General features: G+C 72.3%; 20 protein-coding genes and 1 pseudogene. 12 read left to right on the top strand and 9 right to left on the bottom strand.

Annotation, left to right across the window (positions count from 1 at the left end; all coding sequences use genetic code 11):
* Positions 1 to 27: 27 nt before the first annotated feature.
* The 4 genes from ACFZDI_RS15475 to ACFZDI_RS15460 are packed head-to-tail and all read left to right on the top strand — an operon-like array spanning position 28 to position 4,202.
* Positions 28 to 2,670, top strand: coding sequence for a nitrate- and nitrite sensing domain-containing protein (locus tag ACFZDI_RS15475; RefSeq protein ID WP_391250847.1), 2,643 nt, complete (start codon positions 28 to 30; stop codon positions 2,668 to 2,670).
* Complete coding sequence (locus ACFZDI_RS15470; protein ID WP_234749515.1) at positions 2,667 to 3,104, top strand: roadblock/LC7 domain-containing protein; 438 nt, start codon at positions 2,667 to 2,669, stop codon at positions 3,102 to 3,104. Before ACFZDI_RS15475 ends, ACFZDI_RS15470 begins: the two co-directional genes overlap by 4 nt.
* Before the next feature lie 22 nt (positions 3,105 to 3,126).
* Positions 3,127 to 3,552, top strand: coding sequence for a DUF742 domain-containing protein (locus ACFZDI_RS15465; RefSeq protein WP_234749644.1), 426 nt, complete (start codon positions 3,127 to 3,129; stop codon positions 3,550 to 3,552).
* A gap of 44 nt (positions 3,553 to 3,596) precedes the next feature.
* Positions 3,597 to 4,202, top strand: a complete 606-nt coding sequence (locus ACFZDI_RS15460) for an ATP/GTP-binding protein (protein WP_234749516.1) — start codon at positions 3,597 to 3,599, stop codon at positions 4,200 to 4,202.
* Between the two features lie 15 nt (positions 4,203 to 4,217).
* On the opposite strand, the pseudogene ACFZDI_RS15455 reads toward ACFZDI_RS15460, so the two are convergent.
* Positions 4,218 to 4,448 (bottom strand): annotated as a pseudogene (locus tag ACFZDI_RS15455) (pyridoxamine 5'-phosphate oxidase family protein); the annotation flags it as partial.
* 116 nt (positions 4,449 to 4,564) lie between these two features.
* Here ACFZDI_RS15455 and ACFZDI_RS15450 point away from each other — a divergent pair.
* From ACFZDI_RS15450 to ACFZDI_RS15430, 5 genes are all read left to right on the top strand, one after another.
* Positions 4,565 to 4,978: a roadblock/LC7 domain-containing protein gene (locus ACFZDI_RS15450; RefSeq protein ID WP_234749518.1), complete on the top strand. Its 414-nt coding sequence runs from the start codon at positions 4,565 to 4,567 to the stop codon at positions 4,976 to 4,978.
* Between the two features lie 179 nt (positions 4,979 to 5,157).
* Entirely contained in the window at positions 5,158 to 6,132 is a 975-nt protein-coding gene (locus ACFZDI_RS15445) for a DUF6397 family protein (protein WP_391250844.1), read from the top strand.
* 100 nt (positions 6,133 to 6,232) lie between these two features.
* The gene (locus tag ACFZDI_RS15440; protein ID WP_234749521.1) at positions 6,233 to 6,604 is read left to right on the top strand and encodes a VOC family protein; all 372 of its coding nucleotides are present in this window, start codon (positions 6,233 to 6,235) and stop codon (positions 6,602 to 6,604) included.
* A 10-nt stretch (positions 6,605 to 6,614) separates the two neighbouring features.
* Positions 6,615 to 7,400 carry an Fpg/Nei family DNA glycosylase gene (locus ACFZDI_RS15435; RefSeq protein ID WP_234749522.1) on the top strand — a complete coding sequence of 262 codons (786 nt, stop codon included), beginning with the start codon at positions 6,615 to 6,617 and terminating at the stop codon, positions 7,398 to 7,400.
* 196 nt (positions 7,401 to 7,596) lie between these two features.
* Positions 7,597 to 8,577 carry an SDR family oxidoreductase gene (locus ACFZDI_RS15430; RefSeq protein ID WP_391250841.1) on the top strand — a complete coding sequence of 327 codons (981 nt, stop codon included), beginning with the start codon at positions 7,597 to 7,599 and terminating at the stop codon, positions 8,575 to 8,577.
* A 128-nt stretch (positions 8,578 to 8,705) separates the two neighbouring features.
* Here the strand turns inward: ACFZDI_RS15430 and ACFZDI_RS15425 are convergent, their stop codons facing one another.
* From ACFZDI_RS15425 to ACFZDI_RS15415, 3 genes are all read right to left on the bottom strand, one after another.
* Positions 8,706 to 9,602: a DMT family transporter gene (locus ACFZDI_RS15425; RefSeq protein ID WP_391251131.1), complete on the bottom strand. Its 897-nt coding sequence runs from the start codon at positions 9,600 to 9,602 to the stop codon at positions 8,706 to 8,708.
* A 125-nt stretch (positions 9,603 to 9,727) separates the two neighbouring features.
* Positions 9,728 to 10,600 carry an acyl-CoA thioesterase domain-containing protein gene (locus ACFZDI_RS15420; protein WP_391250839.1) on the bottom strand — a complete coding sequence of 291 codons (873 nt, stop codon included), beginning with the start codon at positions 10,598 to 10,600 and terminating at the stop codon, positions 9,728 to 9,730.
* A gap of 37 nt (positions 10,601 to 10,637) precedes the next feature.
* Complete coding sequence (locus ACFZDI_RS15415) at positions 10,638 to 13,151, bottom strand: RNA helicase (protein ID WP_234749531.1); 2,514 nt, start codon at positions 13,149 to 13,151, stop codon at positions 10,638 to 10,640.
* A 145-nt stretch (positions 13,152 to 13,296) separates the two neighbouring features.
* On the opposite strand from ACFZDI_RS15415, the gene ACFZDI_RS15410 reads away from it, so the two are divergent.
* Entirely contained in the window at positions 13,297 to 14,091 is a 795-nt protein-coding gene (locus ACFZDI_RS15410; protein WP_234749533.1) for a metal-dependent hydrolase, read from the top strand.
* 99 nt (positions 14,092 to 14,190) lie between these two features.
* On the opposite strand, the gene ACFZDI_RS15405 is transcribed toward ACFZDI_RS15410, so the two are convergent.
* The 4 genes from ACFZDI_RS15405 to ACFZDI_RS15390 form a co-directional block, all read right to left on the bottom strand.
* Positions 14,191 to 14,436, bottom strand: a complete 246-nt coding sequence (locus tag ACFZDI_RS15405) for a type B 50S ribosomal protein L31 (protein WP_010040933.1) — start codon at positions 14,434 to 14,436, stop codon at positions 14,191 to 14,193.
* Positions 14,437 to 14,471: 35 nt separating this feature from the next.
* The gene (locus ACFZDI_RS15400) at positions 14,472 to 14,942 is read right to left on the bottom strand and encodes a DUF5709 domain-containing protein (RefSeq protein ID WP_391250835.1); all 471 of its coding nucleotides are present in this window, start codon (positions 14,940 to 14,942) and stop codon (positions 14,472 to 14,474) included.
* A 213-nt stretch (positions 14,943 to 15,155) separates the two neighbouring features.
* On the bottom strand, positions 15,156 to 16,937 hold the full coding sequence (locus tag ACFZDI_RS15395) for an ABC transporter transmembrane domain-containing protein (protein WP_391250833.1): 1,782 nt from the start codon (positions 16,935 to 16,937) through the stop codon (positions 15,156 to 15,158).
* Positions 16,934 to 18,739: an ABC transporter transmembrane domain-containing protein gene (locus ACFZDI_RS15390; RefSeq protein WP_391250831.1), complete on the bottom strand. Its 1,806-nt coding sequence runs from the start codon at positions 18,737 to 18,739 to the stop codon at positions 16,934 to 16,936. Before ACFZDI_RS15390 ends, ACFZDI_RS15395 begins: the two co-directional genes overlap by 4 nt.
* Before the next feature lie 323 nt (positions 18,740 to 19,062).
* Between ACFZDI_RS15390 and ACFZDI_RS15385 the strand changes: the two genes are divergently transcribed.
* A complete protein-coding gene (locus ACFZDI_RS15385) occupies positions 19,063 to 19,794 on the top strand; it encodes a L,D-transpeptidase family protein (protein WP_391250829.1) in 732 nt (243 codons plus the stop codon).
* Positions 19,795 to 20,149: 355 nt separating this feature from the next.
* Here ACFZDI_RS15385 and ACFZDI_RS15380 read toward each other — a convergent pair whose 3' ends face one another.
* A complete protein-coding gene (locus ACFZDI_RS15380) occupies positions 20,150 to 20,599 on the bottom strand; it encodes a MarR family transcriptional regulator (RefSeq protein WP_391250827.1) in 450 nt (149 codons plus the stop codon).
* A gap of 86 nt (positions 20,600 to 20,685) precedes the next feature.
* On the opposite strand from ACFZDI_RS15380, the gene ACFZDI_RS15375 reads away from it, so the two are divergent.
* Positions 20,686 to 22,488: an ABC transporter ATP-binding protein gene (locus tag ACFZDI_RS15375; RefSeq protein ID WP_234749546.1), complete on the top strand. Its 1,803-nt coding sequence runs from the start codon at positions 20,686 to 20,688 to the stop codon at positions 22,486 to 22,488.
* The last annotated feature ends 24 nt before the right edge of the window (positions 22,489 to 22,512 follow it).

Here is a 22,512-nt window from a genome sequence, read left to right as displayed (position 1 = left end):
TCCGACCCACTCCCGAGCGAGGAGTCCATGCGCACATCCCGTAGGACCCCCACAGCCGGCGCCGACGCGGCGTCCCCGCCCGTGCGCGGACGCCGCGCGCACGCCGGACCACCGGCCGACGAGGGCCCCGACGCGCCGTCGGACGCCGCACCGGACGGAGCGCCCGCGCGCGCGGAACGATGGCACATACGCCCCCGCACCGTACGCGCCAAGATCGTCTGTCTGCTGATGGTGCCGGTCGTCTCCCTGCTGGCCCTGTGGGGCTACGCCACCGTCACCACCGCCCAGGACATCTCCCGGCTGCGACAGGTCCAGCGCGTCGACGCCACGGTCCGGGCTCCCGTCTCCGCCGCCGTCGCCGCACTCCAGACGGAACGCACGGCCGCCGTACGCCACGCCACCGACCCGTCCGCCGCCCGCACCGACGAACTGGACGAACTCGCCCGGCGCACCGACCGGGCCGTCGCGGCACTGCGGCTCGGCAACGGCACCACCGTCGCCGACGGCGGGGAACTGCCCCCCGCGGTCGCCCAACGGCTGAGGACGTTCGTCTCCGGTACCGAGCAACTGCGGCCGCTGCGCACCGCGGTGAAGGACCGACGCGCGGGCTGGGCCGAGACGTACGACCGCTACACCCGGACCATCTCGTCCGCTTTCGGTGTCGGAGGTGCCCTCACCGGCATTCGCGACGCCGACCTCGGCTCCGACGCCCGTGTGCGGCTCGAACTGTCCCGCGCGGGCGAGGCACTGGCCCAGGAGGACGCGGTGCTGGCGAGCGCCCGCCTGGACGGCGTCCTGACCGGCGAGCGGCTGCGGCTCTTCACCGGCGCCGTCGAGCTGCGCCGCACCCTCACCGCATCGGCCGTCGCGGACCTGAGCGGCACCGAACGCTCCGCGTGGGAGAACCTCGCGGACAGCAGCGCCTACGCCCGCCTGGGCGACGCCGAGGAAGGGATCCTCGGCCGCGGGCCGGGCGCGAAGGCGGTCGAAGCAGTATCCGAAGACACCTGGACCACGGCGCACGCGCGCGTGCAGAACGGCATGCGCAGCATCGAGGTCAACGCGGCACGCGGGGTCGCGGAACGGGCCGACCCGTTCACCCGGGGACTGCTCACCCCGGCCGGAGCCGCCCTCCTGCTCGGCCTCGCCGCCGTCGCAGCCTCGCTCGTCATCTCCGTGCGCATCGGACGCGGCCTCGTGGTGGAACTGGAGGGGCTGCGCAACAGCGCCCTGGAGATCGCACGGCGCAAACTGCCCGACGCCATGCGCAGGCTGCGCGCCGGCGACGAGATCGACATCCACGCCGAGGCCCCGCCGGGAGCGCCCGCGGACGACGAGACCGGACAGGTCGCCGAGGCCCTCACCACGGTGCACCGCGCGGCGCTGCGGGCCGCCGTGGAACGCGCCGAACTCGCCAGCGGCATCTCCGGCGTCTTCGTCAACCTCGCCCGCCGCAGCCAGATCCTCGTCCACCGGCAGCTGGCCCTCCTCGACAGCATGGAACGCCGCTCGGACGACCCGAACGAACTGAGCGACCTCTTCCGCCTCGACCACCTCACCACCCGCATGCGCCGCCACGCGGAGAGTCTGATCATCCTGTCCGGTGCAGCCCCCGGCAGGGCCTGGCGCATGCCGGTCTCCTTGACGAACGTGGTCCGCGCCGCCGTATCCGAAGTGGAGGACTACGCGCGCGTGGAGGTGCGGCAACTCCCCGAGGCAGCCGTCGTCGGAGCCGCCGTCGCCGACCTCACCCACCTGCTGGCCGAGATCATCGAGAACGCCGCCCAGTTCTCCCCGCCCCACACGCGTGTGCGCGTCACCGGTGAACCCGTCGGCAACGGCTACGCCGTGGAGGTCGAGGACCGCGGCCTCGGCATGGGCAAGGAGACTCTCGCCGAGGCCAACCGCCGCATCGCCCAGTCGGAGGCGCTCGACCTGTTCGACAGCGACCGGCTCGGCCTGTTCGTCGTCAGCCGGCTCGCCGCCCGGCACGAGGTCAAGGTCCACCTTCGGACCTCCCCGTACGGCGGCACCACCGCGGTCGTCCTGCTGCCCACCGCGCTGCTCCACACGGGCACGGCACAACGAGCTTCCGAAGCGGGGGAGTCCGCGCGGCGGCCCGAGGAACGCGCCTACGCGTCCGTTCCCGGCGACTCCACGGCTCAGGACGCCGTCCCCGCCCGAGGCGACCGGCGTGCCCTCGTGGCCCCCGTACCGACCGTCACCGAGACGGATACCGAGACCGATTCCGATCACGGGAACGAGAACGTGTGCCGCGCGCAGACGTCTCGGCACGCGGGCACCACCACTCACGCCGACAGCCCAGGTCACGCGGACAGCCCACGTCACCTGGAGACCCCGAGCCATACCCCGCCCCCAGGAGTCGCCACCTTGCGACTGCACCGCCCACCGCAGCAGCCCGAAGACTCCGACGACCTGCCGCGCCGTGTACGTCAGGCCAGCCTCGCTCCCCAACTGCGCGCCCAGCGCCCCGAGGACCGACCCCCGGCACCGGCCCCCCGGGACCACGAGCGAACGCCCGAACTGGTCAGGGACCGCATGGCCGCCTACCGCGACGGCTGGGCACGCGGCGGCGGCAGGCAACCCGGCCGTGGCACCACCTCCGGCCCCGCTACGGGCAGGGACAGCAGCGAAGGAGACCCCGCATGATCCAGGACCCGAGCACCCAGTCCGCCGCGCGATCCGGCGAACTCGACTGGCTGCTGGACGATCTGGTGCTCCGCGCGAGCGACATCCGGCACGCCGTGGTGCTGTCCAACGACGGCCTCGCCATCGGCGCCTCGACCGGGCTGCGCCGCGAGGACGCCGAGCACCTCGCCGCGGTCGCCTCGGGCTTCCACAGCCTCGCCAAGGGGGCGGGGCGGCACTTCGGCGTCGGCGGAGTGCGCCAGACGATGGTGGAGATGGACGAGGGCTTCCTGTTCGTCGCCGCCGCGGGCGACGGCTCCTGCCTCGCCCTCCTCACCGCGGTCACGGCCGACATCGGCCTCGTGGCCTACGAGATGGCACGCCTGGTCAAACGCGTCGGTGAGCACCTCGGTACCGCTCCCCGCGCGGCCGCACGGCCGCCCGCCGCCGGATGAACCGGGAGAACGGTCCGTGCAGATGACCGAGGACATGACGGGCACCCCGTCCGAAGAGGGCGCCGCCGAGGAGGGCAGCCACTGGTACGACAACGAGGCAGGCCCGCTCGTCCGCCCCTACGCCATGACGGGCGGACGTACCCGGCCCGGGCCCAGCGGCGTACGGTTCGACCTGATCGCCCTGGTCACCCTCGACCCCGGGGCGCCCGCGGTGGACGACGCCCCGCTCGGCCCGGAACACCGCAACCTCCTCGACCTCTGCCGCCCGGAGACCCAGTCGGTGGCCGAACTCGCCGCGGGCGCGGACCTCCCGCTCGGTGTGGTCAGGGTCCTCCTCGGTGACCTCCTGGAACTCGGCTGCGTCACCGTCAGCCGACCCGTACCCCCGGCACAGCTGCCCGACGAACGCATCCTGCGCGAGGTGATCGAGGGCCTGAGAGCGCTGTAGCCCCCCACACCGACGGAACCCACACCACCTGAGAGAAGTGATCAATGGTCTCCGAGCACTCCGACGCCCCGGGCGGCGACTCCGCCGCACTGGCGTTGAAGATTCTGGTCGCCGGCGGATTCGGCGTGGGCAAGACCACGCTGGTGGGAGCCGTCAGCGAGATCCGGCCGCTGCGCACCGAGGAACTCCTCAGCGAAGCAGGGCAGTCGGTGGACGACACCGACGGCGTGGACCACAAGACCACCACGACCGTCGCCATGGACTTCGGGCGCATCACCATCCGGTCGGGCCTCTCCCTGTATCTGTTCGGCACGCCGGGCCAGGACCGCTTCTGGTTCCTGTGGGACGAGTTGTCACAAGGGGCACTCGGCGCGGTGGTCCTCGCGGACACCCGCCGCCTGGAGGACTGCTTCCCCGCGGTCGACTACTTCGAGCACCGGCACATCCCGTTCGTCGTGGCCGTCAACTGCTTCGCGGGCGCCCGGCGGCACGGCGCCACGGACGTCTCGCGCGCACTCGACCTCGACCGGGGCACGCCCGTGGTGCTCTGCGACGCCCGTGACCGCGACTCGGGGAAGGAGGTGCTGATCCGGCTCGTCGAGTACGCCGGGCGGATGCACACCGCCCGGCTGCTCGACTCGGTCGGCTGACCGCGCAGGGGGCTCCACCACGAAGGAACACGGCGGCCGGTCGTCGTCCACGCACAGGGCGGTCCGGTCGTCCCGGAGCAGGTTGCGCCCCTTCACACTGTCCTTGCCGGTGCTGAACACCACCTCGTCCCCGTCCAGCAGAAACCAGATCGGAGCCACGTGCGGGCTGCTGTCGGCCCGGACCGTGGAGAGCCTCGCGGTGCGCGTGCCGTGGGAGACGAACTCCCGCCATTGCGCGTCGGTCATCTTCTCTGCCTTGGCTCCCACCCTCCTTGCCCCGGCCGCGGTCGTGGTGAAGGCTGAGATGGAGATCCTCCGGCCAGGAGGGGAATCGCACGGGGAGAAAACGGGGAGATCGGAAGATGGCGCAGAACCAGGGACTCGACTGGCTGCTGGACGACCTGACCGAGCGCGTCCACGAAGTGCGGCACGCACTGGTCCTGTCCAACGACGGCCTGGTGACCGGCGCGAGCACCGGACTGCGCCGCGAGGACGCCGAGCACCTCGCGGCCGTGTCGTCCGGATTGCACAGTCTGGCGAAGGGCTCCGGGCGGCACTTCGGCGCGGGCAGCGTACGTCAGACCATGATCGAGTTCGATGACGCGGTGCTGTTCGTCACCGCGGCCGGGACGGGCAGTTGTCTGTGCGTCCTCAGCGGCGCGGAGGCCGACATCGGCCAGATCGCCTACGAGATGACACTGCTGGTCAACCGGGTCGGCGAGCGTCTCGACGTCGATGCGCGTCAGCCCGAACCGAAACCGATCACAGACCTCTGACCTGCACGTTCGTCACCCCCGCGGAGTTATCCACAGGCTCGCCACGCGATCCGCCGAAGCGGCTACGGTTTTTTCACGGCGATCGCACAACGGTGATCGCCCACGGTCGTCGGCATCCGGCGATCGCACGCCGCGCTCGCCGATGCCGGCAGCCGCTGACTCCACGGGGGAGACCGACCATGGCACGCACCAGCACCAGCACCAGCACCAGCACCACATCCACGCCCGACCGCCGCGCCTGCGTCCCGAGCCGGGCCGCTCGTGAACTGGAGCTCAGGCGGCGCGAGTTCGACCTCGCCGTGAACCTGGGGCTCATCCGGACCGTTCCCGACGAAGGGGGCGGGGGCCGGCGCGTGGCACGGGCCGAGATCGACCGGCTGCGCTCCGCAGAGGGGTTCCCGGAGGCCCTGCGCGAGCGCGTCACGACGGTCGGCACCACGGAAGGCGCCAGGCTCATCAACGTGGCGCCCACCAGGTTCACGAGCCTCGCGCGTTACGGCCTGCTGGTACCGGTGACGTTCTATCTGAACCGCTACCGGACCGTCGTCTGGCTGTATCTGGCCGAAGAACTCAAGCAGTTCGCGGCCGAAAGAAGTAACGCGCGGCTGCTGACCGCCCGCCACACGCCCGCGGAGATCCGGCAAGGACTGAAGGCCGGAATGGACCGGCGGCCACGCAACTGGCGAGGGCGGCACGTCGGGTTCCTCACCCGGCAGGCGGGCGACGACCCCTGGGCACGCGCGGCGGCGCTCGCCTCCCTCCTGGACCCTGCCGATGTGCGGGACGTCGTCAAGGACCCGCACGAGCGTGCCCGCCTGGCCCGCTGCCGTCCCCCGCTCCCTGCGCACGGCGCCCCTGGTTCACCCACCGCCGAACTGGCCGAGAGGATCATGAGCGCGAGGGACCGGGACGAGGTGGCCTGGTTCCGCGCGGACCTGACCCACACGATGGAAGCGGCCCGACGACACCACTCCGAGGCGGGGACGCCTTCCCCGACCCCGCCCCCGGCTTCACCACCCCTCACATCACCACCGGCTCCGGCATCGGTGCCGGCTCCGACGGCGATGCGGCCCGCGTCCTCCGGCTGCACCCCTCACCACGGCCACGGCCTGCTGCGCTGGTTCCGCCGCAGAGGCCGGCGCCGCGCCCGGTGAGCTCGACGGCACCGCTTCACCACAGGCAGGCCGGCCCGGCCGAGGACGTTCCGGATGCGCCGGGGTCCGACTCTGACGAGACTGTGTCCGGGAGGCGACCATGTTCGGTACGACGAAGGCGTTCAGCGGGTTCTCGGTGAACGACATCGACGCGGCCAGGGCGTTCTACGCCGACACGCTCGGGCTCCGGGTGTCGGAGGAGAACGGGATGCTGATCCTGCACCTCGCGGGTGACCGGGACACCCTGGTCTACCCCAAGCCGGACCACACGCCCGCGACCTTCACGATCCTCAACTTCCCGGTCGACGACATCGAGGCCGCGGTCGACGAGCTCGGCAGGAGAGGGGTGCGTTTCGAGCGCTACGACCACCTCAAGACGGACGACAAGGGCATCTTCCGCGGCGGTGGCCCGCTGATCGCCTGGTTCACCGACCCGGCGGGGAACGTGCTCTCCGTGCTCCAGCAGACCTGACGCGCCGGTCGTGCCCGAGCTTCCCGACGTCGAGGGCTTCCGGCAGGTCCTCGAGTCGTGCGCCAAGGGGCGCATCATCCGCCGCGTCGAGGTGCGCGACCCGGGCGTCCTGCACGGTGTCGACACCCGGCGTCTGAGGGACGCGCTCGAAGGGCGGCGCTTCGGCACGCCGGAGCGGCGCGGCAAGTGGCTGCTCGCCCGCACCGGGGGCCCCACCCTCGTCCTGCACTTCGGCATGACCGGGCGGCTGGTCTGCGGGCACGCCGACGATCCCGTCGAGCCCCATGACCGCGTCCTGTTCACCCTGGGCGGCGGCCGGCAGCTGCGCTTCCGAGACCAGCGCAAACTGCAGGGGCTCTGGCTGGCCCACGACGAGTCCGACATCGACCGGCTGCTGAAGGGGCAGGGGCCCGATGCGCTGGCCGTGGACCGTGCGGAGTTCGAGCAGGTGCTCTCGGCACGCCGCGGGCGTCTCAAAACGGCTCTCACCGACCAGTCCGTGGTGGCCGGACTCGGCAATCTGCTCGCCGACGAGATCCTCTGGCGGGCTCGGCTGCGTCCCGACCGGGGAGCGCGTGACCTGTCCGAGGAGGACCGCCGGCGCCTTTACGGCGAGATGCGCCGCACCCTGCGCTCCTCCGTCACCGCCGGGTGCGTGCCGCCACGTGACTCCTGGCTCACCGGCCACCGCGACGACCGTGACCCGAGATGCCCACGGTGCGGCACGCAACTGCGCAGGTCCCGCATGGCGGGACGGGGCACGGTGTGGTGTCCGCGATGCCAGCCGGAACGGTGACCCGGCCGCGCCGGGGGCGCGGACCGGCAGGGGACAGTCGGAGCGCGTCGGCCGTCAGACCGTGCCCCGGTGTCATCGGGCATGTCGGGAAACCTGCGCTCTCCGAGCCCGTGCCGACGCGCGCGGCGGGGGTACCCGGCCTTCCGCGGAGGCGGGCACCAGGCGCCCGGCCCGCACAGACCTGAGGAGGTGCGGCATGCGGCTGCGGGATCACGTGGTGGTGGTGACCGGAGCGTCCAGCGGGATCGGACGGGCCACGGCGCAGGCGTTCGCCCGCAAAGGCTGCGCCGTGGTGCTGGCGGCGCGCCGTGAGGAGGCGTTGCGGACGGCGGCCGAGGAGTGCGCGAAGCACCGGGGGGCGCGGACGCTGGTCGTGCCGACCGACGTGAGTGACGTGAAGGCGGTCGAGGACCTGGCGCGGCGCACGGTGCAGGAGTTCGGCCGGATCGACGTCTGGGTCAACAACGCCGCGGTGAACGCCTTCGGCCGATTCGAGGACGTGCCGTTGGAGGACTTCCGCAAGGTCCTGGACGTCAACGTCATGGGGTGCGTGTACGGCACCCGGGCGGCGCTGCCGGTGATGCGGGAGCAGGGTTCGGGCACACTGATCAACATCTCGTCCATCGTGGGGGCCGTCGCCCAGCCCTACAGCCACCCGTACGGCATGTCCAAGCACGCCATCCGGGCGCTGGGCTCCGGTCTGCGGCAGCAGTTGCGTGTGGAAGGCGTGAAGGGGATCGACGTGTGCACGGTGCTGCCCGCGACCATCGACACGCCGCACTTCCAGCAGGCGGCCAACTACACGGGGCACAAGGTGGTGGCGATGCCCCCCGTGTACACGCCGGAGCGCGTCGCCGACGCGGTCGTGGCGCTCGTGCGCCGCCCGCGTCGCGAGGTCGTGGTGGGCCCGGCGGGCCGCGCGCTGGTCCGCCAGGCCCGGATGGCGCCCGCGCTCGCGGAGCGGGCCATGGCCCGGCAGACGGACAGGGCCCACCTGGACCACGACGAGGACGCTCCCGCCACGCACGGCGCGCTGCACGTACCGGCACCCGGCGAGGGCGCGATCCACGGCGGCTGGGGCGGGCGTCGGCGCACCGCGCTGCGCAGGCTCGCCCTGGCGACCGCGCTGGCGGGCGCGGCCGTGACCGCGGGGCGGCGCATCAAAGCGACGGCCTGACTCACGCCCTCGGGAACGGCTGACCGGCGCGTGCCCCGGCCGGCCAAGGCATCCATGGAGTCGCGGGCCAGCCGGCGCCCCGGCGGCGAGCGTGCGAAGGCCTTCGGTGGACCGCCTTCGCCCGGGTTCTAGGGTGCCGCCGCCGTCTCGCGTTCCTCATCGGGAGCCACCAGCGACTGCGTGAACGGGATCCGCGCCAGTGCGAAGACCCCCGTGGCGATCAGTGCGACGCCGAGCAGCTGGGGGAGCAGCCACCACCCGGAGCGGATGGTCTCCTCGTACAGCGTGATGCCGAGGGCGAGGCTCACCAGGGCGTCGCCGAGGGTGAGCGCGGGCTGCGAGGCGACCAGCGGGCCGGCCTGCATGGCGTTCTCCAGCAGGAACAGCGCGCAGACGCCGGTGGCGGCGAAGGCGTAGGTCTGCCAGGCGGTGAGGAAGCCCACGAGGCCCTGCTCGTCGAGGATGTGGGTGGCGGCCTTCATCAGCGCGGCCGTCACCGCGTAGCTGATCGCCGTCGCGGCACCCAGACAGGCCGCTCGGGCCCGGCCCTCCGAGCGCCGGAGGGCCGTGACGGCGAGGGCGACCACCGCCCCCGCGCACACGGCGAGCGCGGGGATCCATCGGTCCAGCGCCACATGGGTGCGGTTGCCGGCGGGGGAGGCGGCGGCGAGCGCGATCGCCAGACCGACGACCACCACCGTGACGGCCAGCCAGCCCCTGCCCGGCAGGTGCCGGTGCATCAGCAGGGAGGCGACGATCAGGGTGAGCGGCAGCTCCAGCACGAACAGCGGCTGCACGATCGTCAGCGGCCCGGTGGCCAGCGCCAGCGCCTGGCAGACGGCGGCGCCGATCACCGCGAGGATGCCGGCCAGCCACACCGGCCGGCGCAGCAGATCGACGATCAGCCCGGCCCGCAGCCCTTGGGAGGCCGGCACGGTCAGTGCCGCCTTGCGTTGCAGCACGGTCGCGACGGCGTTGCTGGAGGCCGCGCAGATCGCGAACACGACGGGGAGCACGGTGTGCAGCGTGGTCACCTCCCGTATCGGCGGGCGTGCGACGTCGGCGGTGCCGGTCCCTGCCATGGTCGCCGGATCCGGTCGGGGGCGCGATCGGAGCCCGGCCAGGAGGGTCCCGGTGGCGCAGCGCCGGATCAGCCCAGCTTCCGGAAGAGCCCCTCCTGCACCACGGACACGACGAGACGGCCCTCACGGTCGTAGATCCGGCCCCGGGCCAGGCCACGGCCGCCGACCGCGATCGGCGACTCCTGGTCGTAGAGGAGCCAGTCGTCCGCGCGGAACGGGCGGTGGAACCACATGGCGTGGTCCAGGGACGCCATGTCGAAGCCGCGCGGGCCCCACAGCGGCTCGACCGGGATGCGCACGGCGTCCAGGAGGGTCATGTCGCTGGCGTAGGTGAGGGCGCAGGTGTGCACGAGCGGATCGTCGCCGAGCGGCCCGACCGCGCGCATCCACACGGCGCTGCGCGGATCGGCGTCCCGGACCTCCTCGGCGGTCCAGCGCAGCCGGTCCACGTAGCGGATGTCGAAGGGCTGGCGGCGGGCCATCCGCTCCAGCTGCTCGGGCAGCGCTCCCAGGTGTTCCCGGATCTCGTCCGTGACCGTGGGCAGGGACTCCGGGTCCTGGACCGTGCGGGCCGGTGGCAGCTGGTGCTCGAAGCTGCCCGCCTCAGGCTTGTGGAAGGAGGCGGTCAGGTTGAAGATCGTGCGGCCCTGCTGCACGGCCGTGACCCGGCGGGTGGTGAACGACCGGCCGTCCCGCACGTGCTCGACCTGGTAGACGATCGGCACGCCCGGGATGCCCGGGCGCAGGAAGTACGCGTGCAGCGAGTGCACGGGACGGTCGCCCTCCGTGGTGCGGCCGGCGGCGACCAGCGCCTGCCCCGCCACCTGCCCGCCGAAGACCCGCTGCAGGGACTCCTGCGGGCTGCGGCCGCGGAAGATGTTGACCTCGATCTGCTCCAGGTCGAGCAGATCGACGAGCCTCTCGGCCGGGTTCGTCGTCATGGGTGGGATTCTCCTGTGCTCGCTGCTGCCCGGCCCGTCACAGCTGGCCGACGTCGCTCACGCGGACCACCGCGCGGCCCTCGGCGTCCGAGGCGGTGAGGTCGACCTCCGCGCTGATGCCCCAGTCGTGGTCGCCGTTCGGGTCGTGGAAGATCTGCCGGACCCGCCACAGGGCGTTCTCCGGCTCCTCCTCGATGAGCAGCAGCTTGGGGCCTCGGGCGTCGGGGCCGGTGCCGAGATCCTCGTACTCGTCCCAGTACTTGTCCATCGCCTCACCCCACGCGTCGGCGTCCCAGCCCGACTCGGCGTCCATCTCGCCCAGTTCGCCGACCTGGTCGAGGGCGGCGAGCTCCACGCGGCGGAACATGGCGTTGCGGACCAGGACGCGGAAGGCGCGCGCGTTGGCGGTGACCGGCTTGACCTCGTCGGCCTTCTCCTGGGCCTCCTCGGCGGTCATCTCCGCCGGGTTGGCGAGCTGCTCCCACTCGTCCAGCAGGCTGGAGTCGACCTGGCGCACCATCTCGCCCAGCCAGGCGATCAGGTCCTGGAGGTCCTCGGACTTGAGGTCGTCGGGGACGGTGTGGTCGAGGGCCTTGTAGGCGCTGGCGAGGTAGCGCAGCACGATGCCCTCGGTGCGGGCCAGCTCGTAGTGGGACACCAACTCGGTGAAGGACAAAGCTCGTTCGTACATGTCACGGATGACCGACTTCGGCGACAGCGGATGGTCGCCGACCCAGGGGTGGCTCTTGCGGTACGTGTTGTACGCGTGGAAGAGCAGTTCCTCCAAGGGCTTGGGGTATGTGATGTCCTGGAGGCGCTCCATGCGCTCCTCGTACTCCACCCCGTCCGCCTTCATCTGGGCCACGGCCTCGCCGCGCGCCTTGTTCTGCTGGGCGGCGAGGATCTGCCGCGGGTCGTCGAGCGTGGACTCCACGACGGACACCATGTCCAGCGCGTACGACGGCGACTCGGGATCGAGCAGCTCGAAGGCGGCGAGGGCGAACGTGGACAGCGGCTGGTTGAGGGCGAAGTCCTGCTGGAGGTCGACCGTGAGACGGACGATGCGGCCCTCCGCGTCCGGCTGGTCGAGCTTCTCGACGATGCCGCCGTCCAGCAGCGAGCGGTAGATCGCGATGGCCCGGCGGATGTGCCGCAGCTGCTGCTTGCGCGGCTCGTGGTTGTCCTCCAGCAGCCGGCGCATCGCCTCGAAGGCGTTGCCGGGGCGGGCGATCACCGACAGCAGCATCGTGTGCGTCACGCGGAACCGGGACGTCAGCGGCTCCGGCTCGGAGCCGATGAGCTTCTCGAAGGTCTGCTCCGACCAGGCGACGAAGCCCTCGGGGGCCTTCTTGCGGACGACCTTGCGGCGCTTCTTCGGGTCGTCGCCCGCCTTGGCGAGGGCCTTCTCGTTCTCGACGACGTGCTCGGGCGCCTGCGCGACGACGAAGCCCTCCGTGTCGTACCCGGCCCGCCCGGCGCGGCCCGCGATCTGGTGGAACTCCCGGGCGCGCAACGTGCGGACGCGGGTGCCGTCGTACTTGGTCAGGGCCGTGAACAGCACGGTGCGGATGGGGACGTTGACGCCCACGCCGAGGGTGTCGGTGCCGCAGATGACCTTCAGCAGACCGGCCTGCGCGAGCTTCTCCACCAGACGCCGGTACTTGGGCAGCATGCCGGCATGGTGCACACCGATGCCGTGCCGGACGTAACGGGAGAGGTTGCGGCCGAACTTGGTGGTGAAGCGGAAGTTGCCGATCAGCTCGGCGATCTGCTCCTTCTCCTCCTTCGAGCACATGTTGATGCTCATCAGCGCCTGCGCACGCTCCACGGCCTGCGCCTGCGTGAAGTGCACGATGTAGACGGGGGCCTGCCGGGCGGAGAGCAGATCGGTCAGGGTCTCGGTGAGCGGCGTGTAGCGGTACTCGTAGGACAGCGGCACGGGGCGGGTCGCCGAGCGGACCACCGCCGTGGGGCGGCCGGTGCGGCGGGTGAGGTCCTTCTCGAAGAAGGAGACGTCGCCGAGCGTCGCCGACATCAGCACGAACTGCGCCTGCGGCAGCTCCAGGATCGGGATCTGCCACGCCCAGCCGCGGTCGCCCTCGGCGTAGAAGTGGAACTCGTCCATCACGACCTGGCCGACATCCGCGTCCTTGCCGTCGCGCAGCGCGATCGACGCGAGCACCTCGGCGGTGCAGCAGATGACGGGCGCGTCGGCGTTGACCGACGCGTCACCGGTCAGCATGCCGACGTTCTCGGTGCCGAAGATCTTGCACAGTTCGAAGAACTTCTCCGACACCAGGGCCTTGATCGGCGCGGTGTAGAAGGTGACCTCGTCACGGGCGAGGGCCGCGAAGTGCGCGCCCGCGGCGATCATGCTCTTGCCGGAACCGGTGGGCGTCGACACGATCACGTTCGCGCCGGAGACCACCTCGATCAGCGCCTCCTCCTGGTGGGGGTAGAGCGTGAGACCCCGCTCGCCGGCCCACGACTCGAAGGCTTCGTACAGGGCGTCGGGGTCGGGGGTCCGCGGCAGCTGATCGATGAGGGTCACGCCCCCATCTTGCCTGGCCCGGTGCCCGATGCGGGAATCGGCTGGGGGCCCGAAGATCACGAACGCTACGCTGGGGCGCCGACGGGACGTCAGCGCGCCCGGTCAACTGGACAGCGGCACACGATGAATGGGGCGGGCAGCGGCCATGATGGGACCAGCACACTCACTGTCGGGAGCCGCCGCCTGGCTCGGCGTCGGCGCGGCCGCCGCTGCGGCCGGGCACCCGATGCCCTGGCCGGTCCTCCTCGTCGGCGCCCTGATCTGCGCCGGAGCCGCCCTGGCCCCGGACCTGGACCACAAGGCGGCCACCATCTCCCGGTCCTTCGGACCGCTGTCGCGCTGGCTGTGCGAGATCGTGGACAAGCTGTCGTACGCCGTCTACAAGGCCACCAAGAAGCAGGGCGACCCGCGTCGCTCCGGTGGGCACCGCACCCTGACGCACACCTGGCTGTGGGCGGTCCTGATCGGTGCGGGCACCTCGGTCGTGGCGATCACCAGTGACCGCTGGGGGGTGCTCGCGCTCCTCTTCGTGCACCTGGTCCTCGCCATCGAGGGCCTGCTGTGGCGGGCGGCGCGCGGCTCCAGCAGCGACGTCCTGGTGTGGCTGCTGGCCGCGACGACCGCGTGGATCCTCGCCGGTGTTCTGGACAAGCCGGGCAACGGCGCGGACTGGCTGTTCACGGCACCGGGCCAGGAGTACCTGTGGCTGGGGCTGCCCGTGGTGCTGGGCGCGATCGTCCACGACATCGGGGACGCGCTCACCGTGTCCGGCTGCCCGATCCTGTGGCCCATCCCGGTCGGCCGCAAGCGCTGGTACCCGGTGGGGCCGCCGAAGGCCCTGCGGTTCCGGGCGGGCAGCTGGGTCGAGCTGAAGGTGCTGATGCCGGTGTTCATGCTGCTCGGCGGGGTGGGCTGCGCGGCGGCGCTCAACTTCATCTGAGCCCCGCCCCGGACCTCCGCTCACCAGGAGCACCCAGGAGCACCCAGGAGCACCCCGATCCAGGAACACCCTAGGAGCAGCCAGGAGCCCCTGGCAGCCTCAGCCGCCGCCGTAGCGGCGCTCGAACGCGGCGACCCGGCCCTCCGAGTCCACCGTGCGGGCCTTGCCCGTGTAGAAGGGGTGGCTCTCCGAGGAGATCTCCACGTCCACGACCGGGTAGGTCTCGCCGTCGTCCCACTCGATCGTCTGGTCGCTGGTCGCGGTGGACCGGGTGAGGAACGCGTACCCGGCGGCGCGGTCACGGAAGACGACGGGGTGGTAGTCGGGGTGCTTGTCCTGCTGCATGGATGCTCCTCGAACGGCTCGGGCCGGTTCTGCGATCAGCCGGACAGGGTGTCCTCGTCGACGATGTGCACGGCGGCCTCCTCGGCCGACGCGGCGGCGCCGTCGATGCCCACGTCCATGGCGACCAGCGCCTCCTCCTCGTCCTCGTGGGCACCCTCGTCGGGCGCCACGAGCCGGCCGGAGCGCGCGGCGCCGACCTCGTTGTCCAGGAGTTCCCCGTCGGAGCCCGCGCAGTCCCCGAGGCCGTCGCCGTCGGGAGCCGGGGCATCCGGCAGCTCCTCGGAGAGCCGCTGGTCCAGCGTCTCGCCCCGCTGCCGCTCGGCCGCGGTCACGCCGAGGTGCTCGACGGCCCAGGGCCGTTCGGGAGGGGACCAGCCGCGGTCCAGGGGATCGTCGACGCCGTCGTACTCCAGGGTGTCCTCGGCGTCGAGCAGCCCCGTGTCCTCCCTCTGCTCGTCCTGGTCCGGCTGGTAGACGTCGTCTCCCCAGCCGTCGGAGCTGTTCACGGGTACCTCCAGGGGGTGGGGCGAGCCCGCTCTCACGGGGCCCGCGCCGGGCCGCCGCCGCACGGAGCACTGGCGCCGCCCGATCCGCTGGTTCCCGGACGTTCCCCGAGCCGGTGCCTGATTCCAGCCTTCCACCCCGGCTCGGGACCGCGCAACGCCAAGGACACGGCTGCCCGCCTCGTGGGCGGGCGGCCGTCCGGTGCCACGAGGCGCTCAGCCGTGCCACGACCTCCACAGCGCCGCGTACGCCCCGTCCGCCGCGACCAGCTCGTCATGGCTGCCCAGCTCGCTGATCCGGCCGCTTTCGACGACGGCGATGACGTCCGCGTCGTGGGCCGTGTGCAGCCGGTGGGCGATGGCGACGACGGTGCGGCCGTCGAGGACCCGGGCCAGGGACCGTTCCAGGTTGCGGGCGGCGCGCGGGTCGAGCAGGGACGTCGCCTCGTCCAGGACCAGCGTGTGCGGGTCGGCCAGCACCAGGCGGGCCAGCGCGATCTGCTGGGCCTGGGCCGGGGTGAGCGTCAGACCGCCCGAGCCGACCTCGGTGTCCAGGCCGTCCTCCAGCGCCCGGGCCCAGCCGTCGGCGTCGACCGCGCCCAGCGCCGCCCACAGCTCGGCGTCCACGGCGCCGGTCCGTGCGAGCCGCAGGTTGTCGCGCAGGGAGCCCACGAAGACGTGGTGCTCCTGGTTGACCAGCGCGACATGGGCGCGGACGTGTTCGGCGGGCATCCGCGACAGCTCGGCGCCGCCCAGGCTGATCCTGCCGTCCCGGGGCGCGTAGATCCCGGCGAGCAGCCGGCCCAGCGTGGACTTGCCCGCGCCCGACGGGCCGACCAGGGCCAGCCGGGTGCCGGGGGCGACCTCCAGGGACACCTTGCGCAGGACGTCCACGCCCTCCAGGTAGCCGAAGTGCACCCGGTCGGCCTGGACATGGCGTCCCTCGGGGCTCACCGTCGGATCCCCGGCGTCCGGCTCGATGTCCCGGACCCCGACGAGCCGGGCCAGCGACACCTGGGCCACCTGCAGCTCGTCGTACCACCGCAGGATCATGCCCACCGGGTCGACCAGCATCTGCGCGATCAGAGCGCCGGTGGTCAGCTGGCCCACGTCGATCCATCCGTGCAGGGCGAACACACCGCCGACCAGCAGGACCGAGGCGAGCACGGTCACGTGGGTGACGTTGATGGCCGGGAAGAGCACCGAACGCAGCCAGAGGGTGTACCGCTCCCAGGCCGTCCACTCCCGGATCCGGCGCTCCGACAGCGCGACGCGGCGCGCGCCGAGGCGGTGGGCCTCGACGGTGCGCCCGGCGTCCACGGTCTCGGCGAGCGCGGCGGCGACGGCGGCGTACCCGGCGGCCTCGGAGCGGTAGGCCGAGGGCGCCCGCCGGAAGTACCAGCGGCAGCCGGCGATCAGCAGCGGCAGGGCGAGCAGCACGGCGAGCGCCAGCGGCGGCGCCGTGACCACCAGCCCGCCCATCAGCAGGACCACCCACACCACGCCGATGGACAGTTGCGGCACGGCCTCGCGCATGGCGTTGCCGAGGCGGTCGATGTCCGTGGTGATGCGGGACAGCAGGTCGCCGGTCCCGGCCCGCTCCAGCACGCCGGGCGGCAGCCCGACCGACCGGACGAGGAAGTCCTCGCGCAGGTCGGCCAGCATCCGCTCGCCCAGCATCGCTCCGCGCAGCCGCACCTGCCGGACGAACACGGCCTGCACGGTCAGCGCGGCCACGAAGAGCCCGGCGGTCAGTTCCAGCCGCAGCTCCTGGGACCCGTCGGACACCCGTTCCACCAGTCCGCCCAGCAGCCAGGGACCGGCCATCGAGGCGATCACGGCGATCGTGTTGACGCCGACCAGCAGCAGGAACGCCCGCCGGTGCCGGCGCAGCAGTTCGGCCACGTAGGCGCGCACGGTCGCGGGGGCGCCGACCGGCAGGGTGTTCGCCGTCGTCGGGGCCGCCGGGTCGTACGCCGGTGGCGCGACGCCGATCATGCCTTCTCCTCGATCTCTTCCAGTTCGTGCAGTACGTCGTTCAGGGCGACGGAGCCGTCCAGTGCGGCCTCTTCGTCCGTCTCGCGCGTGACCACCGCCCGGTAGCGGGGCTCGGAACGCACCAGTTCGCGGTGGGCGCCGACCGCCACGGCCTCGCCGTCGTGCAGGAACACCACCCGGTCGGCGCGGTCCAGCAGCAGCGGGGAGGCGGTGAACACCACGGTCGTGCGCCCCGCGCGCAACTCCCGTACGCCTTGCGCGATCCGTGCCTCGGTGTGCGAGTCGACGGCCGAGGTCGGCTCGTCCAGGACGAGCGCCTCGGGGTCCGTGATCAGCGACCGGGCGAGCGCGAGCCGCTGACGCTGACCGCCGGACAGGGACCGGCCGCGTTCGGTGATCCGGGCGTCCATCGGGTCGGCCGCGTCCAGCGAGCCCTGCATCAGCGCCGCCAGCACGTCGTCGCACTGCGCGGCGGCCAGCGCCTCGCGGGGCCGGACGGCGCCCGACGCGGGGACGTCGAGCAGCTCGCGCAGCGTCCCGGACAGCAGCACCGGGTCCTTGTCCTGGACGAGGACGGCCGTTCGGGCGCTCTCCAGCGGGAGTTCGTCGAGCGGTACCCCGCCGAGCAGCACCGAGGCGCCCTGCTGGGACGGGTGTCCGCCCAGCCGTTCCGCCAGCAGGCCCGCCGCGTCGGGGTCCCCGCACACCACGGCCGTGAACCGGCCGGCGGGCGCGAGCAGCCCGGTCTGCGGGTCGTACAGATCGCCCGAGGGCACCTCGCCCGCGCGCGAACCCGCGGTGTCGGTGGGCCGCTGAAGCGACAGCACTCCCGCGGCCCGCTTGGCGGAGGGCCGCGAGAAGGAGTACGCCATGGCGATCTCCTCGAAGTGCCGCAGCGGGTAGGTGAGGACCATGACCGAGCTGTAGACGGTGACCAGTTCGCCGACGGTGATCCGGCCCTCGCGCGCCAGCCCCACCCCGTGCCAGACGACGGCGATGAGCAGCAGCCCGGGCAGCAGCACCTGGATCGCGGAGATCAGGGACCACATCCGGGCGCTGCGCACGGCCGCGTGACGGACCTCCTGGGAGGCACTGCGGTAGCGGTCGAGGAACAGCTCCTCGCCGCCGATGCCGCGCAGCACACGCAGGCCCGCGACGGTGTCCGAGGCCAGTTCGGTGGCGCGGCCGGCCTTCTCGCGCTGGGTGTCGGCGCGCTTCGTGGCGCGGGGCAGGAGCGGCAGTACGGCGAGTGCCAGCGCGGGCAGCCCCACGGCGACGACCACGCCGAGCGCCGGCTGGTAGACGAGCAGGCCGACGCAGACCAGCACGATGGTGACCAGGGCCGCGGTGAAGCGGGACAGGGCCTCCACGAACCAGCCGATCTTCTCGACGTCGCCCGTCGACACCGCCACCACCTCACCGGCCGCGACCCGCCGGGTCAGCGCCGCGCCCAGATGGGCGGCCTTGCGGGCGAGCAGTTGCTGGACGCGGGCAGCCGCGGTGATCCAGTTGGTGATGGCGGTGCGGTGCAGGAAGGTGTCACCGACCGCGTTGCCGACGCAGGCCAGTGCCAGCAGGCCGCCCGCCAGGGCGAGCCGGGAGCCGGAACGGTCGACGACGGCCTGCACGGCGACCCCCACACAGAACGGCAGGGCGGCGACGGAGGCGAAGTGCAGCAGCCCCCAGCTCAGCGACTTGAGCTGACCGCCCAGCTGATTGCGGAAGAGCCACCACAGGAATCGAGGACCCGAACGCGCGTCCGGGACGCCCGGGTCGGGATACGGAAGGTCTTGGATCTGCATGACGTCCCAGCGGCTCGTGTCAGGGGGGATGGGGGTCCGGCGGAGGCAGCAAACCGTGACAGGTTCGCCTCGCCGCGTGGTCACGGGCAACCGGTTTTCCGTCCACCGAACGGAACCGGCCGTCCACCGCACGGAACCGGTCGTCCGCCTTGAGCCACCGCCCGACGACCGGGGGAACAGGCGCTCCGCCCTGCGCCACCGCCCGACGGCCGGGGCAACAGACCGTCCTGCGTGCGCGAGTCGGCCGGCAACCGGGCCGAACCGGCCGCCTTGCGTGCGACCTCGGTCCGCCGTCGCCCGGAGCGCGGTGCGACGATGGAGCGATGCACAGTGGTGGCGTACGACGAGCGGTGGCCGCGACGGCGGTCGTCGCCTCTTTCCTGACGGCTCTGTCCGCCTGCGGCGGCGTGGAGGGCGGCGGCGGGACGGACACCGCGCGCCCAGTGACCCGCACCCCCGCGGCCACGGCCGATCCGACCCGCATCCCCGGCGTAGGCGACCGGCTCCAGCGCCGCATCCCGTCCGGCTCCCGCCAGGTCGTCGCGGTCTACGGCGAGGGGAAGGACTCCGCCGACTCCACGGTCGTCCTGTACACCAAGCACGGCTCGACCTGGCAGCGGGAGCGCGACTGGGCCGGGCACAACGGCAAGAAGGGGTGGACCACCGACCACCACGAGGACGACGACCGCAGCCCCGTCGGCGTGTTCACCCTCAGCGACGCCGGCGGCGTACTGCCGGACCCGGGCTCCGGGCTCCCGTACACCCGCTCCGCCGCCTTCGCCGCCCCGCGCTGGTGGGCCAAGTCGCACTGGCACGACTTCGACTACGTCATCGCCATCGACTACAACCGCGTCAAGGGCACCCCGCCGAACGACCCGACCCGCCCCGAGGGCCGGAAGAAGGGCGGCGGGATCTGGCTGCACATGGACCACGGCAGCGGCACGTCGGCCTGCGTCAGCGTGTCCGAGCCGGCGATGAGGTACCTGCTGCGCACGCTCGACCCGCGACAGCGTCCCGTGGTGGTGATGGGCGACCGGGCGGACCTGGCGGCCTAGGCCTCGTCGCACCGCTAGGAGATGCTGCTCGCGCTCGGCATCGCCTCCACGCCGTCTTCGCGGTGTCCCGCTGGGAGGGGGCCCTGGACCTCGACCGGGCCGAGCGGACACTCGACGGGGAGGACGTCTCGCCGCCGGACGACGGTGAAGAGAGGAGCGACGGGGAACTGAAGGGCACCGAGCGCAAGTTCGGCTCGGAGGCCCTCGCGTCGGCCGTCCCGGCGCAGAAGTCCAGGGACTCGAAGAGCTCAAGGAGCCCGCGCCCGAGTCCGGTTGAGGAATCGGCGAAAGCGGGCCGTGGCCCTCGCTCCCGCACAAGGGGCGACGGTCACGGCCCGCTCCGCGATCCGGCCCCTCAGCAGGACTGCGCAGGCGTCCCGTCGATCAGCGTGTTCAACAAGCCGCCCAAAGCCTCGCGCTGATCACCCGTCAGCGGAGCGAGGATCTCCTCCGCGGCCGACCTGCGGGCCGCCCGCAGCTCGCGCAGTGCGGCCCGGCCGTCGTCCGTGAGCTCGATGCGGATCACCCGCCGGTTCGCCGGGTCCGGGACCCGCCGTACCTTGCCGCCCGCCTCCAGAGCGTCGACCAGCGTCGTCACAGCACGCGGCACGACTTCGAGACGCTCCGCCAGATCGGCCATGCGCGGCGGCGAGCCCCAGTGCGCCAGCGTGCGCAGCAGCCGGGACTGGGCCGGGGTGATGCCCAGCTCGCGGTGCTCCAGATGCCGTTTCTGGATGCGGTGCACCCGGCGGGTGAGCCGCAGCAACTGCTCGGCGAGCAGACCGTCGGGATCGGGCGTGGTCATGCGGGAACAATATCAGGATGCCGTTCATTGTGAGTATAGGTAACAATGAGCTGTGATCCGATCCGCCGCATCCCTCGTAGGAGCCCATGCATCCCGACCGTGAAGCCCCCTGGACCCCACCGGCCGACTCGAAGGAGCAGCCCCGGCAGGTCCGCCGCATCCTCGGCCTCTTCCGCCCCTACCGGGGCCGCCTCGCGATCGTCGGCCTGCTGGTCGGCGCCGCGTCCCTGGTCTCGGTCGCCACGCCCTTCCTGCTGAAGGAGATCCTCGACGTCGCGATCCCCGAGGGGCGCACGGGGCTGCTGAGCCTGCTCGCCCTCGGCATGATCCTCAGCGCCGTCCTCACCAGCGTCTTCGGCGTCCTGCAGACCCTGATCTCGACGACGGTCGGACAGCGCGTCATGCACGACCTGCGCACCGCCGTCTACGGCCGGCTCCAGCGCATGTCCCTCGCCTTCTTCACGCGCACCCGCACGGGCGAGGTGCAGTCCCGCATCGCCAACGACATCGGCGGCATGCAGGCGACCGTCACCTCGACCGCGACTTCACTGGTCTCCAACGTCACCAGCGTGGTCGCCACTATCGTCGCGATGATCGCCCTCGACTGGCGCCTGACGGTCGTCTCGCTGCTGTTGCTGCCGGTGTTCGTCTGGATCAGCCGCCGCGTCGGCAACGAACGGCGCAAGATCACCACCCAGCGCCAGAAGCAGATGGCCGCCATGGCCGCCACCGTCACGGAGTCGCTCTCCGTGAGCGGCATCCTGCTCGGCCGCACGATGGGCCGCTCGGACTCGCTGACCAAGTCCTTCGCCGAGGAGTCCGAGGAGCTCGTCGACCTGGAGGTCCGGTCGAACATGGCCGGCCGGTGGCGCATGGCCGTCATCACCATCGTCATGGCCGCCCTGCCGGCGGTCATCTACTGGACCGCCGGCATGGCCCTCCAACTGGGCGGCCCCGCCGTCTCCATCGGCACGATCGTCGCCTTCGTCTCGCTCCAGCAGGGCCTGTTCCGTCCGGCCGTGAGCCTGCTGTCGACCGGTGTGCAGATCCAGACCTCGCTCGCCCTCTTCCAGCGCATCTTCGAGTACCTCGACCTGCCGATCGACATCACCGAACGCCCCGACCCGGTGCGCCTCGACCGCATCAAGGGCGAGGTCCGCTTCGAGAACGTCTCGTTCGGCTACGACGGCAAGGACGGCCCGGTCCTCGACGGCATCGACCTCACCGTCCCGGCGGGCAGCAGCCTCGCCCTCGTCGGCTCCACCGGCGCCGGCAAGTCCACCCTCGGCTACCTGGTGCCCCGGCTCTACGACGTCACCGGCGGCCGCGTCACCCTCGACGGGACCGACGTCCGCGACCTCGACTTCGACACCCTCGCGCGCGCGGTCGGCGTCGTGTCGCAGGAGACGTACCTCTTCCACGCCTCGGTCGCCGACAACCTGCGCTTCGCCAAGCCCGACGCCACCGACGAGGAGTTGCACCAGGCGGCGAAGGCGGCGCAGATCCACGACCACATCGCGGCCCTGCCCGACGGCTACGACACCGTCGTCGGCGAGCGCGGCCACCGCTTCTCCGGCGGTGAGAAGCAGCGACTGGCCATCGCCCGCACCATCCTGCGCGACCCGCCGGTCCTCATCCTCGACGAGGCCACCAGCGCGCTGGACACCCGGACCGAGGCGGCCGTCCAGGACGCCATCGACGCCCTGTCGGCCAATCGCACCACCCTCACCATCGCCCACCGGCTGTCGACCGTGCGCGGCGCCGACCAGATCGTGGTCCTCGACTCGGGCCGCGCGGTCGAACGCGGCACGCACGAGGAACTCCTGGAGGAGGGCGGCCGGTACGCGGCACTGGTACGCCGGGACGCCCAACTGGAGCCGACAAGATGAAAATATGCCGGGTTTGTGACGATA

This window comes from Streptomyces sp. NPDC007907 (genome assembly GCF_042959365.1).
In the GTDB taxonomy this organism is placed as follows: domain Bacteria; phylum Actinomycetota; class Actinomycetes; order Streptomycetales; family Streptomycetaceae; genus Streptomyces; species Streptomyces indiaensis.
This window is presented reverse-complemented; position numbering and strand designations above follow the sequence as displayed.

Bases quoted from the DNA above. Each gene is read 5' to 3' on its own strand.
- ACFZDI_RS15475 (WP_391250847.1), top strand. From the start codon at position 28: ATGCGCACATCCCGTAGGACCCCCACAGCCGGCGCCGACGCGGCGTCC.
- ACFZDI_RS15470 (WP_234749515.1), top strand. From the start codon at position 2,667: ATGATCCAGGACCCGAGCACCCAGTCCGCCGCGCGATCCGGCGAACTC.
- ACFZDI_RS15465 (WP_234749644.1), top strand. From the start codon at position 3,127: ATGACCGAGGACATGACGGGCACCCCGTCCGAAGAGGGCGCCGCCGAG.
- ACFZDI_RS15460 (WP_234749516.1), top strand. From the start codon at position 3,597: ATGGTCTCCGAGCACTCCGACGCCCCGGGCGGCGACTCCGCCGCACTG.
- ACFZDI_RS15450 (WP_234749518.1), top strand. From the start codon at position 4,565: ATGGCGCAGAACCAGGGACTCGACTGGCTGCTGGACGACCTGACCGAG.
- ACFZDI_RS15445 (WP_391250844.1), top strand. From the start codon at position 5,158: ATGGCACGCACCAGCACCAGCACCAGCACCAGCACCACATCCACGCCC.
- ACFZDI_RS15440 (WP_234749521.1), top strand. From the start codon at position 6,233: ATGTTCGGTACGACGAAGGCGTTCAGCGGGTTCTCGGTGAACGACATC.
- ACFZDI_RS15430 (WP_391250841.1), top strand. From the start codon at position 7,597: ATGCGGCTGCGGGATCACGTGGTGGTGGTGACCGGAGCGTCCAGCGGG.
- ACFZDI_RS15420 (WP_391250839.1), bottom strand. From the start codon at position 10,600: ATGACGACGAACCCGGCCGAGAGGCTCGTCGATCTGCTCGACCTGGAG.
- ACFZDI_RS15410 (WP_234749533.1), top strand. From the start codon at position 13,297: ATGATGGGACCAGCACACTCACTGTCGGGAGCCGCCGCCTGGCTCGGC.
- ACFZDI_RS15405 (WP_010040933.1), bottom strand. From the start codon at position 14,436: ATGCAGCAGGACAAGCACCCCGACTACCACCCCGTCGTCTTCCGTGAC.
- ACFZDI_RS15395 (WP_391250833.1), bottom strand. From the start codon at position 16,937: ATGATCGGCGTCGCGCCACCGGCGTACGACCCGGCGGCCCCGACGACG.
- ACFZDI_RS15390 (WP_391250831.1), bottom strand. From the start codon at position 18,739: ATGCAGATCCAAGACCTTCCGTATCCCGACCCGGGCGTCCCGGACGCG.
- ACFZDI_RS15385 (WP_391250829.1), top strand. From the start codon at position 19,063: ATGCACAGTGGTGGCGTACGACGAGCGGTGGCCGCGACGGCGGTCGTC.
- ACFZDI_RS15380 (WP_391250827.1), bottom strand. From the start codon at position 20,599: ATGACCACGCCCGATCCCGACGGTCTGCTCGCCGAGCAGTTGCTGCGG.
- ACFZDI_RS15375 (WP_234749546.1), top strand. From the start codon at position 20,686: ATGCATCCCGACCGTGAAGCCCCCTGGACCCCACCGGCCGACTCGAAG.